The organism is Luteimicrobium subarcticum, assembly GCF_002798015.1.
In the GTDB taxonomy this organism is placed as follows: domain Bacteria; phylum Actinomycetota; class Actinomycetes; order Actinomycetales; family Cellulomonadaceae; genus Luteimicrobium; species Luteimicrobium subarcticum.
This window is the reverse complement of the sequence record NZ_PGTZ01000008.1, coordinates 210,579-237,068: the sequence shown is the minus strand read 5'-3', so window position 1 is coordinate 237,068 and position 26,490 is coordinate 210,579. Positions and strand designations below refer to the sequence as shown.

22 protein-coding genes and 2 tRNA genes are annotated in these 26,490 nt (G+C 72.0%); 17 read left to right on the top strand and 7 right to left on the bottom strand.

Going from position 1 to position 26,490, the window contains the following annotated elements; translation table 11 throughout:
* Positions 1-309 precede the first annotated feature (309 nt).
* Positions 310-3,063: a pyruvate dehydrogenase (acetyl-transferring), homodimeric type gene (gene aceE / locus CLV34_RS09860; RefSeq protein ID WP_100350111.1), complete on the top strand. Its 2,754-nt coding sequence runs from the start codon at positions 310-312 to the stop codon at positions 3,061-3,063.
* A gap of 101 nt (positions 3,064-3,164) precedes the next feature.
* Here aceE and CLV34_RS09855 read toward each other — a convergent pair whose 3' ends face one another.
* Entirely contained in the window at positions 3,165-3,761 is a 597-nt protein-coding gene (locus CLV34_RS09855) for a hypothetical protein (protein ID WP_342747216.1), read from the bottom strand.
* A gap of 247 nt (positions 3,762-4,008) precedes the next feature.
* On the opposite strand from CLV34_RS09855, the gene CLV34_RS09850 reads away from it, so the two are divergent.
* The 4 genes from CLV34_RS09850 to CLV34_RS09835 all read left to right on the top strand — a co-directional run bounded on the left by CLV34_RS09850 (position 4,009) and on the right by CLV34_RS09835 (position 8,008).
* Entirely contained in the window at positions 4,009-5,205 is a 1,197-nt protein-coding gene (locus CLV34_RS09850) for a PucR family transcriptional regulator (RefSeq protein ID WP_245859157.1), read from the top strand.
* 103 nt (positions 5,206-5,308) lie between these two features.
* Positions 5,309-6,268 carry an ACP S-malonyltransferase gene (locus CLV34_RS09845; RefSeq protein ID WP_100350108.1) on the top strand — a complete coding sequence of 320 codons (960 nt, stop codon included), beginning with the start codon at positions 5,309-5,311 and terminating at the stop codon, positions 6,266-6,268.
* 140 nt (positions 6,269-6,408) lie between these two features.
* Positions 6,409-6,657 carry an acyl carrier protein gene (locus tag CLV34_RS09840; RefSeq protein ID WP_100350107.1) on the top strand — a complete coding sequence of 83 codons (249 nt, stop codon included), beginning with the start codon at positions 6,409-6,411 and terminating at the stop codon, positions 6,655-6,657.
* Positions 6,658-6,763: 106 nt separating this feature from the next.
* Positions 6,764-8,008 (top strand): beta-ketoacyl-[acyl-carrier-protein] synthase family protein, encoded by a 1,245-nt coding sequence (locus tag CLV34_RS09835; RefSeq protein ID WP_100350106.1) that lies wholly within the window; start codon positions 6,764-6,766, stop codon positions 8,006-8,008.
* A 134-nt stretch (positions 8,009-8,142) separates the two neighbouring features.
* Here the strand turns inward: CLV34_RS09835 and CLV34_RS09830 are convergent, their stop codons facing one another.
* Entirely contained in the window at positions 8,143-8,643 is a 501-nt protein-coding gene (locus tag CLV34_RS09830) for a DUF3145 domain-containing protein (RefSeq protein ID WP_100350105.1), read from the bottom strand.
* 220 nt (positions 8,644-8,863) lie between these two features.
* Positions 8,864-9,352 carry a peptide deformylase gene (def, locus tag CLV34_RS09825; protein WP_100350104.1) on the bottom strand — a complete coding sequence of 163 codons (489 nt, stop codon included), beginning with the start codon at positions 9,350-9,352 and terminating at the stop codon, positions 8,864-8,866.
* A 76-nt stretch (positions 9,353-9,428) separates the two neighbouring features.
* On the opposite strand from def, the gene CLV34_RS09820 reads away from it, so the two are divergent.
* The 7 genes from CLV34_RS09820 to CLV34_RS09790 all read left to right on the top strand — a co-directional run bounded on the left by CLV34_RS09820 (position 9,429) and on the right by CLV34_RS09790 (position 19,952).
* The gene (locus CLV34_RS09820; protein ID WP_100350103.1) at positions 9,429-11,540 is read left to right on the top strand and encodes a glycosyltransferase family protein; all 2,112 of its coding nucleotides are present in this window, start codon (positions 9,429-9,431) and stop codon (positions 11,538-11,540) included.
* Positions 11,541-11,707: 167 nt separating this feature from the next.
* Positions 11,708-12,724 (top strand): LacI family DNA-binding transcriptional regulator, encoded by a 1,017-nt coding sequence (locus tag CLV34_RS09815; RefSeq protein ID WP_100350102.1) that lies wholly within the window; start codon positions 11,708-11,710, stop codon positions 12,722-12,724.
* 87 nt (positions 12,725-12,811) lie between these two features.
* Positions 12,812-14,131 carry an ABC transporter substrate-binding protein gene (locus CLV34_RS09810; protein ID WP_211289409.1) on the top strand — a complete coding sequence of 440 codons (1,320 nt, stop codon included), beginning with the start codon at positions 12,812-12,814 and terminating at the stop codon, positions 14,129-14,131.
* Between the two features lie 93 nt (positions 14,132-14,224).
* Positions 14,225-15,229 (top strand): carbohydrate ABC transporter permease, encoded by a 1,005-nt coding sequence (locus CLV34_RS09805; protein WP_100350100.1) that lies wholly within the window; start codon positions 14,225-14,227, stop codon positions 15,227-15,229.
* Positions 15,229-16,134 (top strand): carbohydrate ABC transporter permease, encoded by a 906-nt coding sequence (locus tag CLV34_RS09800; protein WP_100350099.1) that lies wholly within the window; start codon positions 15,229-15,231, stop codon positions 16,132-16,134. Before CLV34_RS09805 ends, CLV34_RS09800 begins: the two co-directional genes overlap by 1 nt.
* Positions 16,135-16,164: 30 nt before the next feature.
* Positions 16,165-18,444: an alpha-xylosidase gene (gene yicI / locus CLV34_RS09795; RefSeq protein WP_100350098.1), complete on the top strand. Its 2,280-nt coding sequence runs from the start codon at positions 16,165-16,167 to the stop codon at positions 18,442-18,444.
* 74 nt (positions 18,445-18,518) lie between these two features.
* A complete protein-coding gene (locus CLV34_RS09790) occupies positions 18,519-19,952 on the top strand; it encodes a GH1 family beta-glucosidase (protein WP_100350097.1) in 1,434 nt (477 codons plus the stop codon).
* 133 nt (positions 19,953-20,085) lie between these two features.
* On the opposite strand, the gene CLV34_RS09785 is transcribed toward CLV34_RS09790, so the two are convergent.
* Positions 20,086-20,457, bottom strand: a complete 372-nt coding sequence (locus CLV34_RS09785) for a VOC family protein (protein WP_100350096.1) — start codon at positions 20,455-20,457, stop codon at positions 20,086-20,088.
* Positions 20,458-20,496: 39 nt separating this feature from the next.
* Here CLV34_RS09785 and CLV34_RS09780 point away from each other — a divergent pair.
* Positions 20,497-20,570: transfer RNA gene (locus CLV34_RS09780), tRNA-Ile, on the top strand.
* A gap of 16 nt (positions 20,571-20,586) precedes the next feature.
* Here the strand turns inward: CLV34_RS09780 and CLV34_RS09775 are convergent.
* Positions 20,587-20,922 carry a YnfA family protein gene (locus CLV34_RS09775; RefSeq protein WP_100350095.1) on the bottom strand — a complete coding sequence of 112 codons (336 nt, stop codon included), beginning with the start codon at positions 20,920-20,922 and terminating at the stop codon, positions 20,587-20,589.
* Between the two features lie 107 nt (positions 20,923-21,029).
* The gene (locus CLV34_RS09770; protein WP_425436222.1) at positions 21,030-21,404 is read right to left on the bottom strand and encodes an SHOCT domain-containing protein; all 375 of its coding nucleotides are present in this window, start codon (positions 21,402-21,404) and stop codon (positions 21,030-21,032) included.
* A 234-nt stretch (positions 21,405-21,638) separates the two neighbouring features.
* On the opposite strand from CLV34_RS09770, the gene CLV34_RS09765 reads away from it, so the two are divergent.
* The 4 genes from CLV34_RS09765 (at position 21,639) to CLV34_RS09750 (ending at position 24,485) form a co-directional block, all read left to right on the top strand.
* Positions 21,639-21,711, top strand: a tRNA-Asn gene (locus CLV34_RS09765).
* A 179-nt stretch (positions 21,712-21,890) separates the two neighbouring features.
* Positions 21,891-22,526: a peptidoglycan-binding protein gene (locus CLV34_RS09760; RefSeq protein WP_170044642.1), complete on the top strand. Its 636-nt coding sequence runs from the start codon at positions 21,891-21,893 to the stop codon at positions 22,524-22,526.
* A gap of 120 nt (positions 22,527-22,646) precedes the next feature.
* The gene (locus CLV34_RS09755; RefSeq protein WP_100350288.1) at positions 22,647-23,411 is read left to right on the top strand and encodes a class E sortase; all 765 of its coding nucleotides are present in this window, start codon (positions 22,647-22,649) and stop codon (positions 23,409-23,411) included.
* 276 nt (positions 23,412-23,687) lie between these two features.
* Positions 23,688-24,485, top strand: a complete 798-nt coding sequence (locus CLV34_RS09750) for a transglutaminase-like domain-containing protein (RefSeq protein WP_100350094.1) — start codon at positions 23,688-23,690, stop codon at positions 24,483-24,485.
* Between the two features lie 45 nt (positions 24,486-24,530).
* Here CLV34_RS09750 and dnaG read toward each other — a convergent pair whose 3' ends face one another.
* On the bottom strand, positions 24,531-26,489 hold the full coding sequence (dnaG, locus tag CLV34_RS09745; protein WP_100350093.1) for a DNA primase: 1,959 nt from the start codon (positions 26,487-26,489) through the stop codon (positions 24,531-24,533).
* Between the last annotated feature and the right edge of the window lies 1 nt (position 26,490).

The window sequence follows — 26,490 nt, the reverse complement described above, 5'->3', positions numbered from 1 at the left end:
AGCGCTCAAGGTAGCCCAGTGCGGCGTCCCTCACCACGGCACACGGCAGGTCCTGGGCGGGTCTTGTGCCGATTTCGGGGTGTGCGCCGCCCGCTCGTGAGCACCCTGACCGCGGGCCCACCAGTCGGGACGGTTCGACTCACCCCCCTCGGTGGGACCACAATGAGCAGAATCAGCACACCACGCCCTCCGCGCGGAGCCGCCACGACCTGAGCGCCCGCGTGTGGCGCCGTGTCCGTGACAGCCCAATCCGTGCGAGCCGCGGGGCGACGAGAGCCCTGCGGCCCGAAGACCCGAGTGAGGTTTTCTGTGGCTTCCGACGAGACCCTTCCTCTCATCAACGGCCTGCTCAGCCAGGTGCCGGACATCGACCCGGCCGAGACCGACGAATGGGTGGAGGCACTCGACGGGCTCATCGACGACCGTGGCGGCCCCCGTGCCCGCTACGTGATGCTCAACCTGCTGAAGCGGGCCCGTGAGCGCAACGTCGCGATCCCGACGTCCGTCAACACCCCGTACGTCAACACCATCGGCGTCCACGAGGAGCCCTACTTCCCCGGCGACGAGGCCGTGGAGCGCCGCTACCGCGGGTGGGTCCGCTGGAACGCCGCCGTCATGGTGACGCGGGCGCAGCGCGCCGGCATCGGCGTCGGCGGCCACATCTCCTCCTACGCCTCGGTCGCGACCCTGTACGAGGTGGGTCTCAACCACTTCTTCCGCGGCAAGGACCACCCGGGCGGCGGCGACCAGGTGTACTTCCAGGGCCACGCCTCCCCCGGCGTGTACGCCCGCGCGTTCCTCGAGGGTCGCCTGTCGGCCGACCAGCTCGACGGGTTCCGCCAGGAGCACTCGCACGCCGGCGGCGGCCTGCCGTCGTACCCGCACCCGCGCCTCATGCCGGACTTCTGGGAGTTCCCGACGGTGTCGATGGGCCTCGGTCCGTCGTCCGCGATCTACCAGGCGTGGACGAACAAGTACCTGCACAACCGCGGCGTCAAGGACACGAGCCAGCAGCACGTGTGGGCGTTCCTCGGCGACGGCGAGATGGACGAGCCGGAGTCGCGCGGCATGCTCCAGCACGCGGCGCAGCAGCAGCTCGACAACCTGACGTTCGTCGTGAACTGCAACCTGCAGCGCCTCGACGGCCCGGTGCGCGGCAACGGCAAGATCATCCAGGAGCTCGAGGCGCAGTTCCGCGGCGCCGGCTGGAACGTCATCAAGGTGATCTGGGGCCGTGAGTGGGACGTCCTGCTCAACGCCGACAAGGACCGCGCGCTCGTCCACCTCATGAACGAGACGCCCGACGGCGACTACCAGACGTACCGCGCCGAGTCCGGCGGGTTCATCCGCGAGAACTTCTTCGGGCGCGACCCGCGCACCAAGGCGCTCGTCGAGAACATGACGGACGACGAGATCTGGGCGATGAAGCGCGGCGGCCACGACTACCGCAAGCTGTACGCGGCGTACGCGCAGGCCATGGCGCACACCGGTCAGCCGACGGTGATCCTCGCCCACACGGTCAAGGGCTACCAGCTCGGCCCGAAGTTCGCGGGCCGCAACTCGACCCACCAGATGAAGAAGGTCGGGCTCGAGGACCTCAAGGTGCTGCGCGACTCGCTGCACATCCCGATCACGGACGCCGAGCTCGAGGCCAACCCTTACGAGCCGCCGTACTACCACCCGGGCATGGAGTCGCCGGAGATCCAGTACATGCTGGACCGCCGTCGCGTGCTCGGTGGGTTCGTCCCGGAGCGCCGCTCGAAGCACGACGTGCTGCCCCCGGCCGACGACAAGGCGTACGACGTCCTCAAGCGCGGCTCGGGCCAGCAGGAGATCGCGTCCACGATGGCCTTCGTCCGGCTCCTCAAGGAGCTCATCAAGGACAAGGGCGTCGGGCAGCGGATCGTCCCGATCATCCCGGACGAGGCGCGCACGTTCGGGCTCGACTCGATCTTCCCGTCGGCGAAGATCTTCAACACGCTCGGCCAGCACTACCTCGCGGTGGACCGCGACCTCATGCTCTCCTACAAGGAGTCCGAGGCCGGCCAGGTCATGCACACCGGCATCAACGAAGCCGGTTCCGCGTCCGCGTTCCAGTCCGTCGGCACGTCGTACGCGACGCACGGCGAGACCCTCGTGCCCGTCTACATCTTCTACTCGATGTTCGGGTTCCAGCGGACGGGCGACCAGTTCTGGGCGGCGGGCGACCAGCTCACCCGCGGGTTCATCGTCGGTGCGACCGCGGGCCGCACGACGCTGACCGGCGAGGGCTTGCAGCACGCCGACGGCCACTCACCGCTGCTCGCGGCGACGAACCGCGCGATCGTGTCGTACGACCCCTGCTACGGCTACGAGATCCGCCACATCGTGAAGGACGCGATGCAGCGGATGTACGGCGACGGCACCGACGGCCGCGACCAGAACGTCATGTACTACCTCACGGTGTACAACGAGCCGATGGTCCAGCCGCTCGAGCCGGACGACGTGGACGTCGAGGGCATCCTGCGCGGCATCCACCGACTGTCGGCCGCCGAGGACGTCACCGAGGGTGCGCCGCGCGCGCAGATCCTCGCGTCGGGGGTCGGGGTGCCGTGGGCGCTCGAGGCCCAGCAGCTCCTGCGCGAGGACTGGGGCGTCTTCGCGGACGTCTGGTCCGTCACGAGCTGGACCGAGCTGCGCCGCGACGGCCTCGACGCCGACGCCGACGCGTACCTCAACCCCGACCAGGAGCGTCGCGTCCCGTACGTGACGCAGAAGCTCCAGGGCGCGCCCGGTCCGTTCGTCGCCACGAGCGACTACGACCACCTGGTCCCCGACCAGATCCGCCAGTGGGTCCCGGGCGACTACGCGGTGCTCGGCGCCGACGGGTTCGGGTTCTCCGACACCCGCGCCGCGGCGCGCCGGTACTTCAAGATCGACGGCCCGTCGGTCGTGGTCCGCACGCTGTCGGAGCTCGCGCGCCGCGGCGAGGTCGACCCGGGCGTCGTCGCCAAGGCGATCGAGCAGTACCGCCTGCACGACGTCACCGCCGGCACGTCCGGCAACGCGGGCGGCGACTCCTGACCCGCCGCACCGCCGGCTGAACGCGCACAGGGCCGGGCTCCCCGCGGGGAGCCCGGCCCTGTCGTCCGCGGCAGCTGTGTCGTCCGCGGCAGACGCTGTGGTCAGGTCCCGGCGATGTGCTGCTCGGCGTGCGCGACACGGTGCTCGAGGTCGTCGCGCACCCCGCCGATGTCGCCACCGGCGGAGACGAGCGACTCCAGGTGCATCCGAGCCTCGAGAGGCCGATCGGCGTCGAGCGCCGCGAGGACGATCTGGCGACCCGCCTCGGCGGTGTGCTCGCGCGGCCGCCAGTGCCCGACGCCGAGCCCCAGCGCCTCCTGCGGCAGCTCGTGCTCGCGCAGCAGGGCGAGCCCGGCAGCGAGGCCCTCGCCGTCGCTGTCGCGCTCGGCAGCCGTCGCCAGCCGGCGCAGCGCGCCCTCGCGGTCGGCGTCCATCGACAACCGCGCGAGCGAGACCAGCGGGTACCACGCGCGGGGGTTGCCGGCGAGCTCCTCGGCGAGCGCCCACTCGGCGTTGTCCGCCGCACGACGGCGCTGCTCGTCGTCGACCGGGCGGTCGGCGTCGGCGTGCCCGGCGAGGGGGTCGGTGTCGGCGTTCGCCTCGGCGGCGCGCCGTCGGACGATCTCGGCCAGGGCACCGAACGCGCGGACGTCGTTCGGGTTGTCGGACAGCACTGCCCGCAGAGCGTCTTCGTGCACGGTGTCCCCCCGCCGAGCCGCCGACGACGGCCGCCGCGCGCCCACCCGCGATGCGGAGCCGGGCCTGCGCAGGAGCTGTCGGAGTCGGGGCATCAGAGCCATGCCCTCGACCCTAACCGCTTTGTCGCCCCGTGACCCGATCCCGGGACGATCTCGACACGGGATGGCGCCACGTCTCGGGTCCGGGGACGCTCCACCGCATGGACCCTTTGTGGACTGTCCACAACGACGTTCGTATGCTCGTCCCGTGCCGACCACCGGGAACCCCGAGAACCTCCAACGCGTCCGAGAGGCCGGCGGGCTCCTCACCAGCGCCACCATGCGCCGCATCGACTCCGAGCTCGACTGGTACCGCGCCCTGTCCGCCGAGGAGCGCTCCTGGGTGGGCCTGCTCGCGCAGGCCGGGATCACCGCGTTCACCCAGTGGTTCGCCGACCCGGACCGTCCTCCGCACGGCGCCGGCGAGATCTTCGCCGCGGCGCCGACCGAGCTCGCCCGGTCCATCTCGCTGCAGCACACCCTCCAGCTCGTCCGCATCGGCGTCGAGGTCGTCGAGCAGTACTCCGACCAGCTCGCGCTGCCCGGCACGGAGCGCGACCTGCGGGAGGCGGTGCTGCGCTACTCGCGCGAGATCGCCTTCTCGGCGGCCGAGGTCTACGCCCGCGCGGCGGAGGTCCGCGGCGCGTGGGACGCCCGGCTCGAGGCGCTCGTCGTCGACGCGCTGCTGCGCGGCGACGCCGAGGGCTCGGACGCGTCGCTGCGGTCCCGGATGTCGGCGCTGGGCTGGTCCGGGTCGGGCGCCGTCCTCGTCGTCGTGGGCAGCACGACGGCGCCGCTCGACGAGGTGCGGACCGCCGACCTGCGTCGCGCGGCACGCCGCAGCGCCGGCGACGCCCTCGTCGGGATCCACGGCGACCGGCTCGTCGTCGTGCTGGGCGGGCGCGGCGACGACGCGGAGGACAGCGCGGGCCTGCTGGGCGCGGCGCAGGCGCTGGCCCCGCGGTTCGGGGACGGCCCGGTCGTGATCGGCCCGGTCGTCCCGTCCGTCGACGAGGCGTACCGGTCGGCCCGGGCTGCGCTCGCCGGCCTGGCCGCCGCGGCCGCGTGGCCGCAGGCGCCCCGCCCGGTCCACGCGGACGAGCTGCTGCCCGAGCGTGTCCTCACCGGCGACACCACGGCCCGGCGCACCCTGGTCGCCCAGGCGTACCGGCCGCTCGAGCAGGCGGGCGGAGCCGTCCTGGAGACCCTGTCGGGGTACCTGGGCACCGGGCGCTCGCTCGAGGCCGCCGCACGGTCGCTCTACGTGCACCCGAACACGGTCCGCTACCGGTTGCGCAAGGTCGCCGAGATCACCGGCTGGGACCCGCTCGACGCGCGCGAGTCCTTCGTGCTCCAGGTCGCGCTCGCGCTCGGGCAGATCGACGGTCGCCGCGACGACGCCTGACGCCCTGCAGGAGCGCCCGTTGTAGGAAACGCACAAGGTGCTGTCGGCAGGTTGGTACGCGTCGCGACGCCCCACCGACCCCGCGACGCGGCAAGGTGGGGGGGTGCTCGCCGTCGTATGCCCCGGACAGGGCTCCCAGACCCCCGGAATGCTCGCGCCCTGGCTCGAGATCCCCGGACTCCGCGAGATCCTCGGCACCTGGTCCGAGCTCTCCGGCGCAGACCTCCTGACCCACGGCACGACGTCCGACGCGGACACGATCCGCGACACGGCCGTCGCCCAGCCGCTCATCGTCGGTGCGTCGCTCCTCGCGGCCCACGCGATCCTGGGTGACGACGCCGGCGCTGCCGGCGTCGCGACGACCGCCGGCCACTCCGTGGGCGAGTTCGCCGCGACGGCCGTCGCCGGGCTCCTCAGCCCCGAGGACGCCGTCCGCCTCGTCGGCGTGCGCGGCTCCGCGATGGCCCGCGCCGCCGCTCTCACCCCGACCGGGATGGCCGCCGTCCTCGGCGGCGAGCCCGACGAGGTCACCGCGCGCCTCGAGGCCCTCGGCCTCACCCCCGCCAACGTGAACGGCGGCGGCCAGGTCGTGGCCGCCGGCCCGCTCGACGCCCTCGCCGCGCTGGGCGCAGAGCCGCCGCGCCGCGCCCGCGTCATCCCGCTCCAGGTCGCCGGCGCGTTCCACACGCAGGCCATGGCGCCCGCGACGGACGAGCTGCGCACCGCGGTCGACGCCCTGGCGCTGGACGGCTCCACCGCCCCGACGGTCACCCTGCTGTCCAACGCCGACGGTGCCGCCGTCGTCGACCGCGCGGACGCGCTCGCCCGGCTCGTCGGCCAGGTCACGCGCCCCGTGCGCTGGGACCTGTGCCAGGCGACCCTCCTCGACCAGGGCGTCACCGGACTGCTGGAGCTCGCGCCGGGCGGCGTCCTGACCGGCCTGGCGCGTCGCGCCCTGCCCGGCGTCGAGGCGTTCGCCGTCAAGTCCGCCGACGACGTCGACGCCGCGAAGGAGTTCGTCGCGCGGCACGCGGGCCGGGCGACCACCACGCCCGCCGACTGATCGTCGTACCGTAGGCCCCGGACGGCCCGCACCGCGGCGCCCGGGTCGACGGACCAGCCGGCGGGGCCCGCCCCGCCGTCGTCCACGGCCCGCCACAACCCGTGTCACCACCCCGTCAACACGCAAGGAGAAGCACCACGATGGCCTACACCTCTGAGGAAGTCCTCACCGGCCTCGCCGAGATCGTCGCCGAGGAGTCGGGCCAGCCCGCCTCGGCCGTCGTCCGTGAGGCGTCCTTCACGGACGACCTCGACATCGACTCGCTGTCGATGATGACGATCGTCACGCACGCCGAGGACAAGTTCGACGTCCGCATCCCCGACGAGGACGTCAAGAACCTCTCCACCGTCGGCGACGCCGTCGACTACATCACCAAGGCGCAGGGCTGACGCCTCGCACCACCCCGACGCCGGCACGTCGTGCCGCGTCGCAGGAGTCGTGGCGGGCGCTCACCGCGCCCGCCACGGACGACCGCCCTCGATCCCAGGAGCTTCGATGACCCCTCGACCCGACGTCGTCGTCACCGGCCTCGGCGCGTTCAGCCCGATCGGTGCCGACGCCCCCACCACCTGGGAGGCGGCACTCGCCGGCACGTCCGGTGCGCGCACCCTCGACAACGACTGGTCCGAGAAGTACGGCATCCCGGTGACGTTCGCGGCGACCGTCGTCGGTGACGTCAACGAGCGTCTCGCGCGGCCCGAGATCAAGCGCATGGACCCGTCGGCGCAGTACGCCGTCATCGCGGCGCGCGAGGCGTGGGCCGACGCGGGCTCCCCCGAGGTCGACCCGGTCCGCCTCGGCGCGGTCGTGTCGTCCGGCATCGGCGGCATCCACACGACGCTCGACGGCTGGGACGTCCTGCGGGAGCGCGGCGCCCGCCGCGTCCTGCCGACGACCGTGCCGATGCTCATGCCGAACTCCCCGAGCGCGTACGTGTCGCTCGACCTGGGCGCCCAGGCGGGCGCCCACGCCCTCGTGTCGGCGTGCGCGTCCGGCGCCGAGGCGATCGGCTACGCGGTCGACATGATCCGCGCCGGCCGGGCCGACGTGGTCGTGGCGGGCGGTACCGAGGCCGTGATCCACCCGATGCCCGTCGCGGCGTTCGCCGCGTCGCGCACCCTGTCGCTGCGCAACGACGACCCGGCGCACGCCTCGCGCCCGTACGACGTCGACCGTGACGGTTTCGTCATCGGCGAGGGCTCGGCCGTCCTGGTCCTCGAGTCCGCAGAGCACGCCGCCGCCCGCGGCGCCCGCGTGTACGCGAAGCTCGCGGGTGTCGGCCTGTCCGCGGACGGCTACCACATCACGTCACCCGAGCCCACGGGCAAGGGCCAGATCCGCGCGATGGAGATGGCGCTGGCGGACGCGGGCGCGAGCGTCCGTGACGTCGTGCACGTCAACGCGCACGCGACGTCCACGATGGTGGGCGACATGATCGAGGCCCGCGCGATCCGCCACCTCTTCGCGTCGGAGGCCGACCATGTCGCCCTGTCGGCGACGAAGTCGATGACGGGTCACCTGCTCGGCGGTGCCGGCGCGCTCGAGACCCTGTTCACGGTCCGCGCGGTCGCCGACCGTGTCGCTCCCCCGACGATCAACGTGGAGAACCCGGAGCCGGATCTCGAGGTCCCGCTGGTGCGCGACACCCCGGCACAGCTCCCCGACGGCGACGTCGCGGCTCTGAACAACTCGTTCGGCTTCGGCGGCCACAACGTGGCCCTCATCGTCACCAACGCCTGACGTACGCCTCCCCCCGAGAGCCCCGGCGCCGAGCGCCGGGGCTCTCGCGCGTCCACCACCGAGCGCCGGCCCGCCCCGCTGACCGCGACCGCCGGAGAAGCGGGTGGGACGGACCCGACCGCCAGACCCACGAGCTAACCGACCCGGTGCAACCACCGCACGGGAGCCCCCGCCCCCGCGTACCGGAACGGCTCGAGCTCTTCGTCCCATGCCTGCCCGAGCGCGAGGTCGAGCGCGTCGCGGACGTCGCGGGCGTCGCGGGCGGCGGCGACCGCGGACCGGATGCGGTCCTCGGGGACGACGACGTTGCCGTGGGCGTCGGTCACGGCGTGGAAGATCCCGAGGCTGGGGGTGTGGGACCAGCGGGCGCCGTCGGCGCCGGGGCTGGGGTCTTCGGTGACTTCGTAGCGGAGGTTGGCCCAGCCGCGGAACGCGGAGGCGAGCGTGGCTCCGGTGCCCTGGGGGGCCTGCCAGGAGTACTCGGCGCGCAGGAGGTCGCGTCCGGCGGGCTGCTCGGTCCAGTCGAGCGCGACGCGGGTGCCGAGCACGTCGGATGCCGCCCACTCGAGGTGGGGGCACAGGGCACGCGGCGATGAGTGCACGAAAAGTACACCGCGGGTGGTTGCACCAGCCATGTCGTCCTCCCAGGGTCGAGGGTCGTCTTCCCCAACGTCCTCGGTCCTGCGGTCGCACGGCGACGGGGTTTCCCGTCCACGGAGTTCTCGTCCAGTGTGCACGACGGTTCCGACATGTGCGCGTGCTTCCCGGAACGAGGGCGCGTCGACACGCCGCGACACGCCGGTTTGGCCGGATTTCACCCGGCCGGTGCGGGGTGCGGGCGGGCCGTCCAGGCGGTCAGAGCTGGTCGCGGAGCGCGCGCATGGCCTTCTTGCGCACGGAGCGCTCGAGCCGGTCCAGGTAGAGCATGCCGTCGAGGTGGTCGGTCTCGTGCTGGAGGCAGCGTGCCATGAGCTCGGTGCCTTCGACGACGACCTTCTTGCGGTCGAGGTCGATGCCTTCGACGCGGGCGTACCAGGCGCGCGTGGTGGGGTACCAGAGGCCGGGGACGGACAGACACCCTTCCTCGCCGTCCTGGTACTCGTCCTCGGAGAGCTCGACGATCCGGGGGTTGAGGACGTACCCGATCTCGTCGTCGATGTTCCAGGAGAAGGCTCGCAGGGACACGCCGATCTGGTTGGCGGCGAGGCCGGCTCGGCCTTCGTCGTCGACGGTCTGCAGGAGGTCCTCGACGAGCGCCCTGACCCGGTCGTCGATCTCGGTGATCTCGGCGCACGGGGTGCGCAGCACGGGGTCGGGAATCGTCCGGATCTCTCGCATCGCCATGGCGGACATTCTTCCACGGGACGCGGGATAGGCTCTTGCACCGTCCCTCGCGCCGCCCTTGGACTGGAGCCCTTCGTTGAAGCATGAGCCGGTCGCCGTCCAGGACTCCCCGTCGGCCGGTCCGGCGGTCCGCCGCGCGGTGTCCCGCGGGCGCCGCGTCGGCCTCGGTGCACGGTCCGCGGCGGCGGTGACGGGGCTGCCGGACCGGCTCCCGCTCGCGTTCTTCGCGGTGTCGGTCGTGGTGGGCGCCGGTGTGCTGTTCGGGGTGTTCCGTCCTTGGCTGGTGCTGCCGGTCGCCGCGGCGTCCGTGGTGGCGACGTGGCGCTGGGTGCCGTCGAGGTTCCCGGTGGCGGGCCGCGGGTTCGCGGGCTCGATGGCGGCGGTCGTGCTGTCGCTGGCGTGGTTCGTCGCGCAGCTCCCGGTGGTGTCGCAGTACGTCGTGGTGAGCCGCGACCCCGGGTTCCTGACGCTCGAGGGCCTGTGGTTGCGCACGCACGCGTCGCCAGACCTCCCGCTGGACGCGGCGACGCGCCTGGCGGCGCAGGTGCCGGGGGTCTCGGCGGGCATGCAGGCGTACACGCCGTCGGGTGACGTGATCCAGGTGCAGGCGCAGAAGCTGGTGCCGGGTCTGCTCGCGTCGGTCGGCTGGCTCCTGGGTGAGCGGGGCGTGCTGCTGGGCGGCCTGGTCATCGGCGTGGTGGCGCTGCTCACGCTGTACGGGTTCGGCCGGCGGATGGTCGGGCCGCTGTGGGCGCTGGTACCGGTGGCGGCGTTGGTGCTGTCGGTCCCGTGGGCGGCCTTCACGCGGTCGGCGTACACGGAGCCGACGACGATCGTCCTGGTCTTCGGCGGTCTCACGGTCGCGTGGTCGGCGCTCGAGCGCCGCTCGGCGGGACGGTTGGCGCTGGCGGGCGCGATGGTGGGCGCGGCCGCGCTCGCGCGGGTGGACTCGACGGCCCAGGTGGTCGGTCTGGTGCTGGCGCTGGGCCTGGCGTCGGCGTGCGCGTGGGACCTGACGGGCGACCGGTGGCTGCTGCGCGGCTGGGCCTTCGCGACGCTCGCGGGGACCGTCGGCGTCGCGGTCGGTCTGGTGGACCTCGCGTGGCACAGCGCGAGCTACCTGGACGAGCACTCGTCGCAGACGGCGTCGTTGGACGCGGTGCTGGTGGTGGCGATCGCGGGTGCGGCGGCGGTCCACGTCCCGCTGCTGCGCCGGTGGGGCCGTGCGCGGTTGCTGTGGCACCGCCGGGGTCTCGCGACCGTGACCGTGGTGGTCGTCGTCGCGGTCGCGGCGTTCCTCATCTCGCGCCCGTGGTGGCTCGTGGAGCGGCACGGGACGGTCGGGGTCGGTGCCGCGACGGTGGTCGAGGTCTGGCAGGCGCACGCCGGCAAGGCGGTCGACCCGGCACGGACGTACGACGAGATGTCGGTGACGTGGCTGTCCTGGTACTACGGCTGGGCGGCGGTGCTGCTCGGCTTCGGCGGGATCGCGCTCGCGGGATACCGGGCGGTGGCGCGCCGGGACGCCCGCCTGCTGACGTTCCTGGGCGTCGTGATGGCGCCCTCGGCGATGTACCTGTGGCGGGTGAGCATCACGCCGGACCAGGTGTGGGCGATGCGACGCTTCCTGCCGGTGACGATCCCGGGGCTGCTCCTGGGCGCCACGTTCCTGCTCGCGACGCTGTGGGCGGGACGACGGCGGTGGGCCCGGGTGGTCGCGGTCGCCGGGACGGTGGCGACGCTGGTGTTCCCGCTGTTCACGTGGGGCTCCTTGTACGGGGTGCGCGAGCAGGGCGGACGGCTCGACGAGGCGCGCGCGGTGTGCGCGGCGGTGGGCGACCGACCGGTCGTGCTGGTGGCACCGCGGCTCCCCTACCTGGCGACGATCCGGACGCTGTGCGACACGCAGGTGGTGAGCGTGGACGCCCCGAGCCGCGCCACCCTGGCGGAGCTGCGGCGACGCCTGGGCGACGACACGGCCGTCGTCGTGATGAACAAGGGCGAGGTGGCGTGGGACGGCACCGAGCCGATGCCGGTGAGCCAGACGCGCGTGACGCAGTGGGCGCAGAACCTGTACCGGCGCCCGAGCGCCGGCTGGTCGGCCTGGTCGGTCGTCGAGGTGGGGTCCGTGCAGCCCGACGGCTCGGTGGCACCGTTGTCGCAGGTCTCACGCGTCGACCAGGGCTGAGCGCCCCGAGAGCGAGCTGTCTGCCAGGTCACGAACTCGTCTCACCCCTTGACAGGGTTAGTTCGTTCATTCAATACTCCTAATCGTCGAAGCGCTTCGACCAAGCGCTTCGACGCACCGCAGGTCCGCTGACGGACGGCGGTGCCCACCACGACGAGGAGGTCGAGATGACGACGATGCAGGACGTCGCCCGTCAGGCCGGTGTGTCGCTCTCCACCGTCTCGTACGCCCTCAACGGCAACCGCCCCATCGCGCAGGAGACGCGCGACCGCATCCAGGCCGCGATCGACGAGCTCGGCTACCGGCGCAACGCCGCCGCCCGCAGCCTCGCCGCGCGCCGCAGCCACGTCCTCGCGCTCGTCCTGCCGACCGTCGCCGGCGGCCTGAGCGGCACGCTCGGCGAGTTCGCCGAGTCCGCGGCGCAGACCGCGCGGGACGCCGGCTACCACCTCGTCATCTGGCCGTTCGACCGCCGCGAGCACGACGAGGTCCGCGACCTCGTCGGCCAGGGGCAGGCCGACGGCGTGCTCCTCATGGAGGTCGCCCTCGACGACGCCCGCGTCGAGGCCCTGGCGTCGTCCGGCGTGCCGTTCACCCTCATCGGCCGCACCCGCGACCCCGAGGGGACGTCGTACGTCGACATCGACTTCGAGCGGACCATCACCGACGCGGTCGAGCACCTCGCCGACCTGGGCCACCGCACCGTCGGGTTCGTCAACCACTCGCAACGGTCGGAGGTCGAGCTGTACGGCCCGACCGTCCGGGCCCGCGACGCCTTCCTCGCGGCCGCCGAAGAGCGGCACCTCGCGCCCGTGCATGTGACGTGCGACGAGTCGCCCGTGGCGGGCCGCCGTGCCGCGCTCGAGATCCTCGTCCGCGCCCCGCGCACCACCGCGATCATCACGATGAACGAGTCCGCCACGTTCGGCGTGACGTCGCTGCTGCGCGAACGCCGCATCGAGATCCCCCGCGACATGTCCGTGGTCGCGGTCGTGACGTCGTCCGAGGTCGGCGCGATGTACGACCCGCCCCTGACGTCCTACCTCGCTCCCGGCCGCACCCTCGGCCGGTACGCCGTCGAAGAGCTCCTCGCAGCCCTCGGCGGCCCCCCACGGCGTGACGCACCCCGACTCGTGGCGTGCGCCCTCGCCCCCGGCGGGTCCACCGGACCCGCACCCTCCTGACACGCCCGACGACGCCGGGCACCACCGGTCACCGACCGGGCACCACGACGCACCACCCGCAATGACGCACCCCTGGAAGGACACATCGTGAAGCGTTCCCTCACGGCCGCCGCCCTCACCGCGGTCCTGGCCCTCCCGCTGGCCCTGGCGGCCTGCTCCTCGAGCGACGACTCGAGCTCCGGCTCCGACACCGGCAGCGGCGACGGCAAGTCGCTCACCATCTGGGACTACGAGTCCGACGACTCGGCGATGGGCCAGGCCTGGGCCAAGGCCATCGAGATCTTCAAGCAGGAGCACCCCGGCGTCACGGTCAAGACCGAGTCGCAGACGTTCGAGCAGATCCAGAAGAACGCCAAGATCATCCTCACCGGCGACGACGTGCCCGACGTCATGGAGTACAACAAGGGCAACGCGACCGCCGGACAGCTCGCGTCGCAGGGCCTGCTGACGTCCCTCACCGACGAGGCCAAGAGCCGCGGCTGGGACAAGAAGGTCACGGGCGCCATCGCCACGACCGCGCAGTACGACGACAGCGGCCTCATGGGCTCGGGCGACTGGTACGGCATCCCGAACTACGGCGAGTACGTCACCGTCTACTACAACAAGGACCTCTTCAAGAAGTACGGCGTGGACGTCCCGACGTCCTTCGACGACTTCACCGCCGCGCTCGCCAAGTTCAAGGCGGCCGGCGTGACCCCGCTCGCCGAGGCCGGCGCCGAGTACCCGCTCGGCCAGCTCTGGTACCAGCTCGCGCTGTCGAAGGCCGACCGCTCGTGGGTCGACGACTACCAGCTGTTCAAGAACGACGTCGACTGGCACGGCGACCCCCTGACGTACGCCACCGACACGATCGGCGAGTGGACGAAGGACGGCTACATCGCGAAGAACGCGGCCGGCCTGACCGCCGAGGACATGGGCGTGTCGTTCATCCAGGGCAAGTTCCCGATCATGGTCTCCGGCTCGTGGTGGTTCGGTCGCCTGACCAGCGAGATGAAGGACGACTGGGGCCAGTTCTCGTTCCCGGGCGCCAACCTCGCGCTGGGCTCGTCCGGCAACCTCTGGGTCGTCCCCGAGAACGCGAAGAACAAGAGCCTCGCGTACGACTTCATGGACATCACGCTGCGCCCCGAGGTCCAGAACATCCTCGGCCAGAAGGGCGGCCTGCCGATCGCCGGTGACGTCTCGACGATCACCGACCCCAAGGTCAAGACCTTCACCGAGCAGTTCCAGGACCTCGTGAAGAACGACAGCCTCTCGTTCTACCCCGACTGGCCCGTCGCCGGCTTCTACGACCAGATCGTCAGCGCCCTCCAGTCCGTCGTGAACGGCTCGAAGTCGACCGACCAGGTGCTCGACCAGCTCAAGGAGCAGTACGAGTCCGGCAAGGACGACATCCTCAACGGCTGACGCCTTCGGACCGGGCGGGGCGCCACCCCGCCCCGCCCGGTCCGCCCGTCCGCCCGCCGCCGCGAACCAGCCGCCCCCAGAGAGGTAAGCCCGATGTCCTCCGCACCCGTGAGCCTGCCCGCGCAGGACACCACCGACCCCTCCGGGGAGCGTCCGACGCCCCCGCCGAGCGGGGGCCGCCCGAGCGGCCGCCGCCGCCGGTGGGTCCCGTCCACCTACTGGCTCTACCTCAGCCCCGGCCTGATCGCCTTCGCGCTGATCATCGCCGTGCCGTTCGTCATGAACATCTGGTACTCGCTGCACAAGTGGCGTGGCGGCAAGACCGAGATGCGCTGGGTCGGCCTCGAGAACTACCAGGACCTCATGCACGACGACCAGTTCTGGCAGTCGTTCCAGAACTCGGTCTACATGATCGTCGCGATGGTGATCGTGCCCACCGTGATCGGGCTCGTGCTCGCGTCCGTGCTGTTCGACTACATCGGCAAGCACTTCAGCGGGCGCGTCGCCAGCTTCCTGCGTGCGACCTACTACCTGCCGCAGATCCTGCCCGTCGCCGTGGCCGGCATCCTGTGGAACTGGATCCTCAACGCCCAGACCGGCGCGCTCAACGAGATCCTCAAGACCCTGGGCGTGTCGAACCCGCCCGACTGGCTGGGCAACCCGTCCACCGCGCTGCCGTCCGTGATGGTCGTCCTCATCTGGATCCAGATCGGCTACCCGACCGTGATCTTCATGTCGGCGCTCCAGCGGGTCGACCCCGAGCTGTACGAGGCGGCCGAGCTGGACGGCGCGAACTGGTGGCGCCGGTTCCGCGCGATCACCCTCCCGCAGATCAAGCCCGAGACGTTCGTCATCACGCTGACCTGCACGATCGCGGCGCTCAAGGTGTTCGGCCCGATCTACGTGCTGACGCGCGGCGGGCCGGAGGGCTCCACGCTCGTCCCGTCGTACTACTCGTACCTCAACTTCTTCGACAAGTCGAAGGTCGGGTACGGCGCCGCGATCGCGACCGTCCTGACGGTGATCATCATCGTCATCGCGTCGATCATCCAGCTGCTGCAGAACCGCAGCGCGCGCAAGGAAGAGAGGGGCTTCTGATGGCCACCGTCACCGAGACGCTGCCCGGCAAGCACCCCGCCGGCGACACGCCCACCCCGGGCCGCCGCCCCAAGGACCGGTTCCACCGCGGGCCCCTGCGCTGGGTCCTGCTGGCCTTCGCCGTCGTCGTCGCGATCCTCATGCTCGCGCCGTTCGTCATCATGCTGCTCAACGCGTTCAAGTCGCCCGACGACTACTCGACGAACGGCCCGCTGTCCTGGCCGAACGAGTTCTACACGCACGGCATCAAGGTCTTCTGGGAGCGCGTCGACTTCCCGGTCAAGCTCTGGAACTCGGTCTGGACGTCGGGTCTCGTCGCCGTCCTCGGCGTGGCGCTGTCGCTGCTGTCCGCCTACGCGATCGGGATCGGCCGCGTCAAGGGCCGCCTGTGGATCGTCGGCGTGTTCCTGCTGGCGAACATGCTCCCGCAGGAGGTGCTCGTCTACCCCCTGTTCCGGATGATGCAGAACATCGGCCTGGGGAACTCGGGCTGGTCGATCGTCATCATCTTCACGGTCATCCAGTCGGCGTTCGGCACCTACCTGCTCGCCTCCGTCCTCGGGACGTTCCCGAAGGCGCTCCTCGAGGCCGCGGCGCTCGACGGCGCGAACCGGTGGAAGATCCTGACCCGCGTCGTCTTCCCCGTCGTGCGTCCGACGCTGTCGGTCCTGCTGATCTTCTTCTTCATCTGGACGTGGAACGAGTTCTTCATCCCGCTCGTCATGCTCACGACCGGCGACACGCAGACCGTCCCGATCGCGCTGGCGTCCCTGCAGGGCGACCGCATGCTCGACGTGCCGACGCTCAACGCGGGCACCCTCGTGTCACTGATCCCCACGCTCCTGTTCTTCCTGTTCTTCCAGCGGACCCTCACGCGCGGCATCACCGCCGGCGCCGTGAAGTGACCGCACGCTGATCCACGAGGAGTCCCACCCATGAAGTTCACCGACGGCTACTGGCAGCTGCGCCCGGGCGTCGACGTCCTGCACCCCGTCGAGGTCGACGACGTCCGCGTCGACGACGCGGCCGGCACCATGACGGTGTGGGCGACCACGAAGCGCGTCCGCGGGCGCGGCGACACGCTCAACGCGCCGCTCGTCACGCTCACGTACTCGAGCCCGGCCCCGGGCATCGTCAAGGTGCGCGTGGAGCACTGGGCGGGCACGCGCCCGCGGCACCCCGAGTTCGCCGTGCGGGGCACCGAGACGCACGTGACCACGCACGTCGACGACGAGAGCGCGGTGCTCACGAGCGGCGACCTGTCCGTCCGCGTGCGCCGCACGGGGCCGTGGCGGGTCGACTTCGAGTCCCGGGGCCGCGTGCTGACGTCGAGCCTGCCCAAGGGCGCGGGCATCGTGTCCTCCCCCGAGGGGCCGTTCGTGCACGAGCAGCTCGCGCTCGGCGTGGGCGAGAAGGTCTACGGCATGGGCGAGCGGTTCGGCCCGTTCGTCAAGAACGGTCAGACCGTCGACATCTGGAACGCGGACGGCGGCACGTCGAGCGAGCAGGCGTACAAGAACGTGCCGTTCTACATGACGAGCGGCGGGTACGGCGTCTTCGTGGCGCACCCCGAGCTGGTGTCGTTCGAGGTCGCGTCCGAGATGGTCGAGCGCACCCAGTTCTCGGTCGCGGGCCAGCAGCTCGAGTACTACGTCATCGACGGCCCGACCCCGAAGGACGTCCTCGAGCGCTACACGGCCCTGACCGGGCGTCCGCCGGCGCTGCCCGCGTGGTCGTACGGCCTGTGGCTCACCACGTCGTTCACGACGAGCTACGACGAGCAGACGGTGACCCAGTTCATCGACGGCATGGCCGAGCGCGAGATCCCGCTGTCGGTGTTCCACTTCGACTGCTTCTGGATGCGCGAGTACCAGTGGTGCGACTTCGAGTGGGACCCGCGGACGTTCCCGGAGCCCGAGGCGATGCTCGCCCGCTACAAGGACAAGGGCCTGCGGATCTGCGTCTGGATCAACTCGTACATCGGGCAGCGCTCGGCCCTGTTCGCGGAGGCGGCCGAGAAGGGCTACCTCCTGCGGACGACGGACGGCGAGGTCTGGCAGTGGGACCTGTGGCAGGCCGGCATGGGTCTGGTGGACTTCACGAACCCGGCCGCGGCCGAGTGGTACGCGAGCAAGCTCGACGCCCTGCTCGACATGGGGGTCGACTGCTTCAAGACGGACTTCGGCGAGCGCATCCCCACCGAGGGCGTCGCCTGGTTCGACGGCTCGGACCCGCAGCGCATGCGGAACTACTACACGCACCTGTACAACCGGACGGTGTTCGAGCTGCTCGAGCGCCGCCGCGGGCGGGGTCAGGCGGCCCTGTTCGCACGGTCCGCGACCGCCGGCGGCCAGCAGTACCCTGTGCACTGGGGCGGCGACAACGACTCGTCCTTCGTGTCGATGGCCGAGACGCTGCGCGGCGGCCTGTCGCTCGCGATGTCGGGCTTCGGGTACTGGAGCCACGACATCGGCGGCTTCGAGGGCGAGCCCGACCCCGCCGTGTTCAAGCGCTGGCTGGCCTTCGGCCTCCTGTCGTCGCACTCGCGCCTGCACGGGTCCGGGTCCGTCCGGGTGCCGTGGGCGTTCGACGACGAGGCCGTGGACGTCACGCGCCGGTTCACGCGGCTCAAGCTCTCGCTCCTGCCGTACCTGGGCGCGGCGGCCCGCGAGGTCGTCGAGCGCGGCACGCCGATGATGCGTCCGATGGTCCTCGAGCTGCCGGAGGACCGCGGCGGCTGGGACGTCGACACGCAGTACCTGCTCGGCTCGTCGCTGCTGGTCGCGCCCGTGTTCTCGGCGGACGGCGAGGTGCACGTGTACGTGCCCGAGGGCACGTGGACCGACCTCCTGTCGGGCGAGACGCTGACCGGCCCCCGCTGGGTGGAGCAGCGCCACGGGTTCGACTCGCTGCCGGTGCTCGTGCGCCCCGGCACGGTGCTGCCGGTCGGGGCGAGCGACGACGCCCCCGAGTACGACTGGGCGGACGGCGTGACGCTGCGGCTCTTCGAGCTGCCGGACGGCTTCGACGAGACCGTCACCGTGCCGGCAGCGGACGCGGGCGTGGACGCCACGGACGTGGACTTCCGGGTCCGGCGGACGGGCGACGAGGTCGTCGTGACGACGGGCTCGGGCCGTGCCTGGGCCCTCGAGTCGGCGGGGCGCACGGAGCGCTTCGATGCCGGCACGGGTGAAGGCCGGATCACGCTCGCCTGAACGGTCGAATCGGTTCGATCCTTCTGGCAGGATGACCTACGACGCCCCCTTCGAAGACCATGGAACGAGGACGCATGACCACGCAGAGGACCTTCCCCGACGACTTCGTCTGGGGCTCCGCGACCGCCGCCTACCAGATCGAGGGCGCAGCCGACGAGGGCGGGCGCGGCCCGTCCATCTGGGACACCTTCTCCCGCACGCCGGGCAAGACGCTCAACGGCGACACCGGCGACGTCGCCGACGACCACTACCACCGGTGGGCTGAGGACGTCGAGCACATCGCGAACCTGGGCCTCGACGCCTACCGCCTGTCGATCTCGTGGCCGCGCGTCCAGCCGGGCGGCAGCGGCGAGTTCAACGAGGAGGGCATCGCGTTCTACCGCACCCTCGTCGCCGCGCTCGCCGGGAAGGGCGTCAAGCCCGTCGTGACGCTCTACCACTGGGACCTCCCCCAGGAGCTCGAGGACGCCGGCGGCTGGGTCAACCGGGACACCGCGTACCTCTTCGCGGAGTACGCGCGCCGCATGGCCCGCGAGCTCGGCGACACCGTCGACGTGTGGACCACCCTCAACGAGCCGTGGTGCTCGGCCTACCTCGGGTACGCCTCGGGCGTGCACGCCCCGGGCCGCACCGACGGAGCCGACGCGCTCGCCGCCGTCCACCACCTCAACCTCGCCCACGGGCTCGCGGTGCAGGCGATCCGTGCCGAGCTCGGTCCGCAGGCCAAGGCGTCCATCACGCTCAACCTGCACGTGACGCGCGCCGACGACCCGTCGTCCGAGGCCGACCTCGCCGCCGTCCGCAAGATCGACGCCGTCGCCAACGAGGCGTTCCTCGGCCCGATCCTCGAGGGCGCCTACCCCGAGGACCTGCTGGCGAACACGGCGCACGTCACCGACTGGGCCTTCGTCCAGGACGGCGACCTCGACGAGATCCGGCAGCCGCTCGACGTCCTCGGCGTCAACTACTACTCGACGGGCCGCGTGCGGCACTTCTCCGGCGAGGGTGAGCGCCAGCAGGCCGACGGGCACGCCGACTCGGACGCCTCGCCGTGGGTCGGGATCACGGACGTCGAGTTCCTCCCCCAGCCCGGGCCGCACACCGCGATGGGCTGGAACATCGAGCCGCAGGGCATGACCGACCTGCTCGTCTCGCTGCACGAGCGGTTCCCTCACCAGCCCCTCATGGTCACCGAGAACGGCGCCGCGTTCGCCGACGAGGTCTCCCCCGACGGCGCGGTGCACGACCCGCTGCGCGTCTCGTACCTGCACGACCACATCGACGCCGTGGGCGAGGCCCGCGATGCCGGCGCGGACGTCCGCGGGTACTTCGCCTGGTCGCTGCTCGACAACTTCGAGTGGAGCTACGGCTACGAGCGCCGGTTCGGGATCATCCGTGTCGACTACGACACGCTCGAGCGCACCTGGAAGGACTCGGCGCACTGGTACCGCCGCCTCGCGGCGACCAGCGTGCTCCCCGACGTCGACGACGTCGCACCGCTCTCCTGACGCGACCCGTCCGCGGAGCCGCCCGCTCCGAACCAGCACCAACGAGGCCCACGACCGCCGCCCCGGTCGTGGGCCTCGTCCGTACGGGGAGACGGTCGCCGCCGGGCCCCTCGAGGACGGTCCCGCAGAAGGGTCAGTCCCGCAGGACGCAGAGCTCGTTGCCCTCCGGGTCGGCGAGCACCACGAACGTCAGTCCCTCGCCCTGGCCGACGTCGACCCGGTGTGCACCGAGCGCCTCGAGGCGCTCGACCTCGGCATCCTGGTCCGCACCGCCACCTGGCGACAGGTCCAGGTGCACGCGGTTCTTCACCGTCTTGCCTTCCGGCACCGGCTGGAACACGATGCTCGGCGGGCCCGTGGTGGTCTCGCCCTGCCGCGGGAAGATGACCACCTCGCCCCGGTCGCCGTCCTCCCGGCCGCTCCACCCGAGCACCTGCGCCCAGAACGACGCGATCGTCGCCGGGTCGGCGCTGTCGAACACCACACCGCTGAACGAGAGAGTCATGTTGCTCACGGTCGCACCGGTACGCTGGCCCCACCACCAGGGGCAGTAGCTCAGCCGGTCAGAGCAGCGGACTCATAATCCGTCGGTCGTGGGTTCAAGCCCCACCTGCCCTACGTCGTGCCCCGCGGCTCAGTGCGACCGCGGGACGTACATGATGACGCCCACGCCGGCGAGGCAGAGAAGCGCGCCGAGGACGTCCCACCGGTCAGGACGGAAGCCGTCGACCACGGTCCCCCAGACCAGCGAGCCGGCGACGAACACCCCGCCGTACGCGGCCAGGATCCGCCCGAAGCTCGCGTCCGGCTGGAGCGTCGCGAACACCCCGTAGACACCGAGTGCCATGACGCCCGCACCGACCCAGAGCCAGCCGCGCTGTTCGCGGATCCCTTGCCACACGAGCCAGGCTCCCCCGATCTCGAAGAGCGCAGCGCCGACGAAGAGAAGGATCGACCTCACGACGCTCATTCGCGGGACGCTACCCAGCCGACCCCCGGCATGGCGAGGGCCCGGGACGTCGGTCGACGTCCCGGGCCCTGTTCTCCGCGCACCGCGTCGCGGTGGGCGAACGGCGGTCAGCGCAGCGCGGACGCCTTGAGCTTCTCGAACTCGGCCTGGTCGATCGCACCGGAGTCGAGGAGCTCCTTGGCCTGGGCGATCTGGTCGGCCGGCGACGCGCCGGAGACGGACCGGATGTACGAGTCGGTGGCCTGCTTGGCCTCCACCACGGCGGCCTGCTGGCGCTGCGCCATGCCGTTGCCGCGCGCGAGGATGTAGACGAGCGCCGTGAGGAACGGGATGAAGATCAGGAAGACGATCCAGATCGCCTTGACCCATCCGTTGGTCTCCCGGTCACGGAACAGGTCCGAGATGATGTAGAAGAGCAGGAACAGGTAGGCGACGAAGAAGAACATCTCGACGACGAGCCAGAAGTAGTTCCAGAAGTCCACGGTTGGCCTCTCTGTGGGACGGACGGCAGGGGCCGGAGGGGCTCTGCTCGACTGACGACGATCGGAACGTAGCACCGCCGCTCCGAGGTCTCACGTCGAACATGCCGTCAACGTGCCGGTCCGGCCCCGATCGCCGGATCTCTCCCGGTCCGCCCCCGCGTGAGGACCGTCACACCGACCCGGATCGGGTGTCACGAGCACCCTCGGGAGGCTGTTAGGCTTGTCACCGCGCGATCCTGCGTAGCTCAGTTGGCAGAGCATCCGACTGTTAATCGGACGGTCGCTGGTTCGAGTCCAGCCGCAGGAGCATCTCAGCCCCGCCCGGGTCACCCGGGCGGGGCATTCTTCTGCCCGCTGCGCCCCGGGTGAACTCTCGTCGGTGTGCCGTCCGAAGCCTGGACCCCCGAGCGAGGCCGGGCGCACCATGAGAAGGACGGGGCGGGCGTTCCGTGTGGCCACGCCCCCTTCCTCGACGGAGGACGGCCGATGAGTCCGCGACTGAGCACCATCGACGGCGCCGGGCACCAGCTGCAACGCGACGCCGCAGCCGCGTTCCGCCGCGCGGAGCAGGCAGCGGGGCGCGACCTGCCCATCACGTCGGCGTACCGCACGGCGGCGGACCAGAGATATCTCTACGACGGCTACGTCGCCCACCGGAGCGGGTTCAACTTCGCCCTTCCGCCGTCGCGGTCCAACCACTGCAAGGGGATCGCGATCGACGTCGCCCGCGGCGGCCGCACGTGGCTCGCCCGTCACGGCCGCGAGTACGGGTGGCAGCGCGACGCCAACGAGGGCTGGCACTTCAACTACGTCCCGTCCGCCGACCAGCACTGTGACGACGGAGGCGCGGGCGGCACCACGGATGCCGACGACCGCCCGCACCGCAGCAGCACGCAGCACCGCATCCTCTCGGTCGGGTCGGTGGGGAGCGCCGTCGAGGCCCTCCAGCGAGGTCTGGACGCCGCGTTCCCGGCCTACGCGAAGCTCGTCGTGGACGGCAGGTTCGGGAAGGGCACCGCTGCCGCCGTCAAGGAGTTCCAGCGGCGGTCGGGCCTGACGGCGGACGGGGTGGTCGGGCCGGCGACCCGGGCGGCGCTGCGACGCTCCGGCGTCCGCCTCTGACGACGGGACGTCGTCCGGCAGGTGGCGTGGCACGGCATCCGCCCAGGCGGGGTCCGTATCCTGTCGTCCTCGGCCGTCGACGCGTCCGGGACGTCACGCCACCCGAACGCCCGAGGAGCCATGACCCGTCACATCCGGCACCGCCGCTCCGCCGTCGGGACCGTCGTCGGCGTCGTCGGCGAGGTGTTCATCACGGTGGGCGTCCTGCTGGGCCTGTTCCTCACGTGGGAGCTGTGGTGGACGAACGTCGAGGCCGTCCACGACCAGCAGCAGCGGGTCGAGGCGCTCGGGTGGGCGTACCAACCCGACAACACGCCCGACGCGCCGCAGTACCTCGCCCCGTCGAAGAAGACGCCCGTGGTGATGAAGGAGCCGGCGCACGCGGTGACGTTCGCGACCATGTACGTGCCGCGCTTCGGCGAGACGTACGCGCGCACGGTCTCGCAGGGCACCGACCGCGCGACCGTCCTCGACGTGAAGGGGATCGGCCACTACGAGGGCACGGCCATGCCGGGCGGCGTCGGGAACTTCTCGGTCGCGGGGCACCGCACCACGTTCGGCAAGCCGTTCAACAAGATCGCCGACCTGAAGGAGGGCGACCCGGTCGTCGTCCAGACCAAGGACGGCTGGTACGTCTACGAGGTCACGAGCACCGCCGTCGTCAGCCCGGGCGACTCCGAGGTCATCGCGCCGGTGCCCGGTGACACGACGGGCAAGAAGCCCACCGAGCGCTTCCTCACGATGACCGCCTGCCACCCCATGTACTCGCTCTCGCAGCGTTTCGTGGTGCACGCGAAGCTGTCGTACTGGGCGCCGACGCAGGGCGACAAGATCCCCGTCGAGCTCGTCACCGGCTCGTTCTCGGCCGACCGCGACGTGCGCTGAGACGGGCCGCACGGACAAGAACGAGGCGCCTCGAGCAGCTCACCGAGAACTCGGGCGGTTCTCGTGGTATGAACGGCCGTTCGGAGGCCGTACTATTTCCCCGCGGCCATCAGTTCCAGCACGCGGACCGGCCTCGCGCACCCCGGACGACGCCGCCCGGGCCACGCGGGACCGTACGACGACGATCACCTGAGAACCCGAGCAGCCGCACCGCACCACCTGGCCCCCGGGCCACCGCTCTCCTCCCCTGATCCGTCGTCATCACCGAGGTCAACCGTGCTGCGCACCGTCTCCGCGTCGCTCTCCCTGCGCGTCGCCGCCCCCGCCACCTCAGCCCTGCAGATCGCCGTCGCCGACGGCACCCACCGCCGCCGCGAGCAGCTCACCGTGACCGCGAACGGCGTGGAGATCGAGCCCAAGGAGCTGCCCGCGCCGCACGGCGGCCGGATGCACCACCTCACCCTCCCCGCCGGTGACGTCGAGATCGAGTACCGCGCGATCGTGCACGGCGAGGACACCCGCCAGCGCATCCACGAGCACGACCTCATGACGTACCTGCGGCCGTCCCGGTACGCCGAGTCCGACGCGCTGTTCGGGCTGGCCCGCAAGGAGTTCTCGGGGCACAGCGGGCTCGAGCTCGCGAACGCCGTGCGCGACTGGGTCGCCGCCCACCTGTCCTACCGTCCGGGCTCGACGCGCGGCACCGACTCGGCGCGCGACGCCCTCGGCCGCGGCCGCGGCGTGTGCCGCGACTTCGCGCACCTGACCGTGGCGTTCCTGCGCGCGATGGACGTCCCTGCACGCGTCACCGCGGCGTACGCGCCCGGCCTGTCCCCCATGGACTTCCACGCCGTCGCCGAGGCGTTCGTGGACGACCAGTGGCACGTCCTCGACGCGACCGGGCTCGCGCACCGCGGCACCCTGCTGCGCATCACCACGGGCCGCGACACGTCCGACACGGCCTTCCTGTCGTCCTACGGCGCCGCGGTGAACCTGACCCGCATGACGGTCGAGGCGAAGGTCGACACCGAGCTCCCCGAGGACGACCACACCGCGCCCGTCGTGATGCGCTGACCCCGCCGCGGGTGGCGCGCCGGTGCGCCTGCACGGGCCAGGGCGTCACGACACCTCGCGCAGGTCCCGCCGCTGACGCTCCAGGTCGAGCAGGTCGGCGAACGCGCGCGAGTACGCGTCCGGGTCGCCGGACGGGTCCGTCCGCTGGAGCAGCCCCTTCGCGTCGGCGATGCGCCGCGTCAGCCCGAGGTCGACGAGCGAGCGGACGACGCCGGCCGCGTAGGTCGCGAGGGCGCTCGGGCGGTCCTCCGGCAGCGGCGACACCGCGAGCTCTGTCACGAGGGGGCGGACCGCGTCGGACGCCTGCTCCGTGACCAGCCCGACCCACTCCGCCTCGGGACGGCCCTGCGCCTCCGCGAGGCCGCCCGCGGCACGCACCGCGTCGTGCACGGCACGCCACGCGGGGACGCCGAACGCGTCCGCGCCGAGCCCGTCGAACAGTGCGGGGGGCACCTGGTGCGGGCACTGCAGGACCACCTCGAGGGCCTGCCGCTCGCGCTGCGCGACCGGGTCACGGGGGTCGGGCCGGAGCAGCGTCGGGGCGGTCGGAGCGACCTCGGCGGGCCCGTCCGGGTCGCCACCGTCCCGACTCGGGCGTGCGCCGTCGGTCCGGGTACCCGACGTACCGTCCTCGGGGCCACGCAGCGGACGCGCCTGGGACACGGCGCGACGCACCGTGTCGGACTCCATACCCAGCCAGCCCGCGAGCGCCCGGGCGTACTCGGGCCGCAGCGCGGTGTCGCGGATGCCGGCGACGACGGGCGCGGCGGCCCGCAGTGCGGCGACGCGACCCTCCGGCGTCGAGAGGTCGAAGCGTGCGAGCGCGCTGCGCACGACGAACTCGAACAGCGGGACGCGCTGGTCGACGAGGGCGCGGACCGCCTCGGGCCCGCCCGCGAGGCGCAGCTCGCACGGGTCCTTGCCGGTCGGCTCGACGGCCACGAACGTCTGCGCGGAGAAGCGCTGGTCCTCGCCGAAGGCGCGGAGCGCGGCCTTCTGGCCGGCGGCATCCCCGTCGAACGTGAACACGACCTCGCCGCCCACGGACTCCCCCGAGACGAGCTGGACGCCCGCGCCCGATGACGTGTCGCCGAGGAGGCGCCGCACGACGCGGACGTGGTCGGGCCCGAACGCGGTGCCACAGGTCGCGACGGCGGTCGTCACGCCCGACAGGTGCGCGGCCATGACGTCCGTGTACCCCTCGACGACGACGACCCGGCGATGCTTCGCGATCTCGCGCTTCGCGAGGTCGATGCCGTAGAGCACCTGGGACTTCTTGTAGAGCGCGGTCTCAGGGGTGTTGAGGTACTTGGGCCCCTGGTCCTCGTCGAACAACCGGCGCGCGCCGAAGCCGACGGTCGCGCCCGTGACGTCACGGATGGGCCACACGAGGCGGCCACGGAACCGGTCGTAGACGCCGCGCTGGCCCTGCGACACGAGGCCCGACGCGACGAGCTCGGGCTCGGTGAACCCGCGCCCGCGCAGGTGGCGGAGCAGGCCGTCCCAGCCCTGGGGCGCGTACCCGACGCCGAAGGTCGCGGCGTCGGACCGCTCGAAGGCGCGCTCCGCGAGGAACTGGCGCGCGGCGGCCGCACCCGGCCCGACGAGCTGCTCGGTGTAGAACTCCGCGGCGACGCGGTGCGCGTCGAGCAGGCGCTGCCGCCGCCCGGGCTCCTCGCCGCGGCGCGGGCCGCCACCGTCCTCGTAGCGCAGCTGGACGCCCGCACGCTGCGCGAGCATCTCGACGGCGTCCGTGAAGCCCAGCCCGTGGATCTTCTGCACGAACGAGATCGCGTCGCCGCCCTCGCCGCACCCGAAGCAGTGCCAGCGGCCCACCTGCGGTCGGACGTGGAACGACGGGGAGCGCTCGTCGTGGAAGGGGCAGAGCCCCTTGAGGGAACCGACCCCGGCAGGGCGCAGCGTCACGTGCTCGCCCACGACCTCGTCGATGCGGGTGCGCTCGCGGACCGCCTCGACGTCCTCGCGGCGGATGAGTCCTGGCACG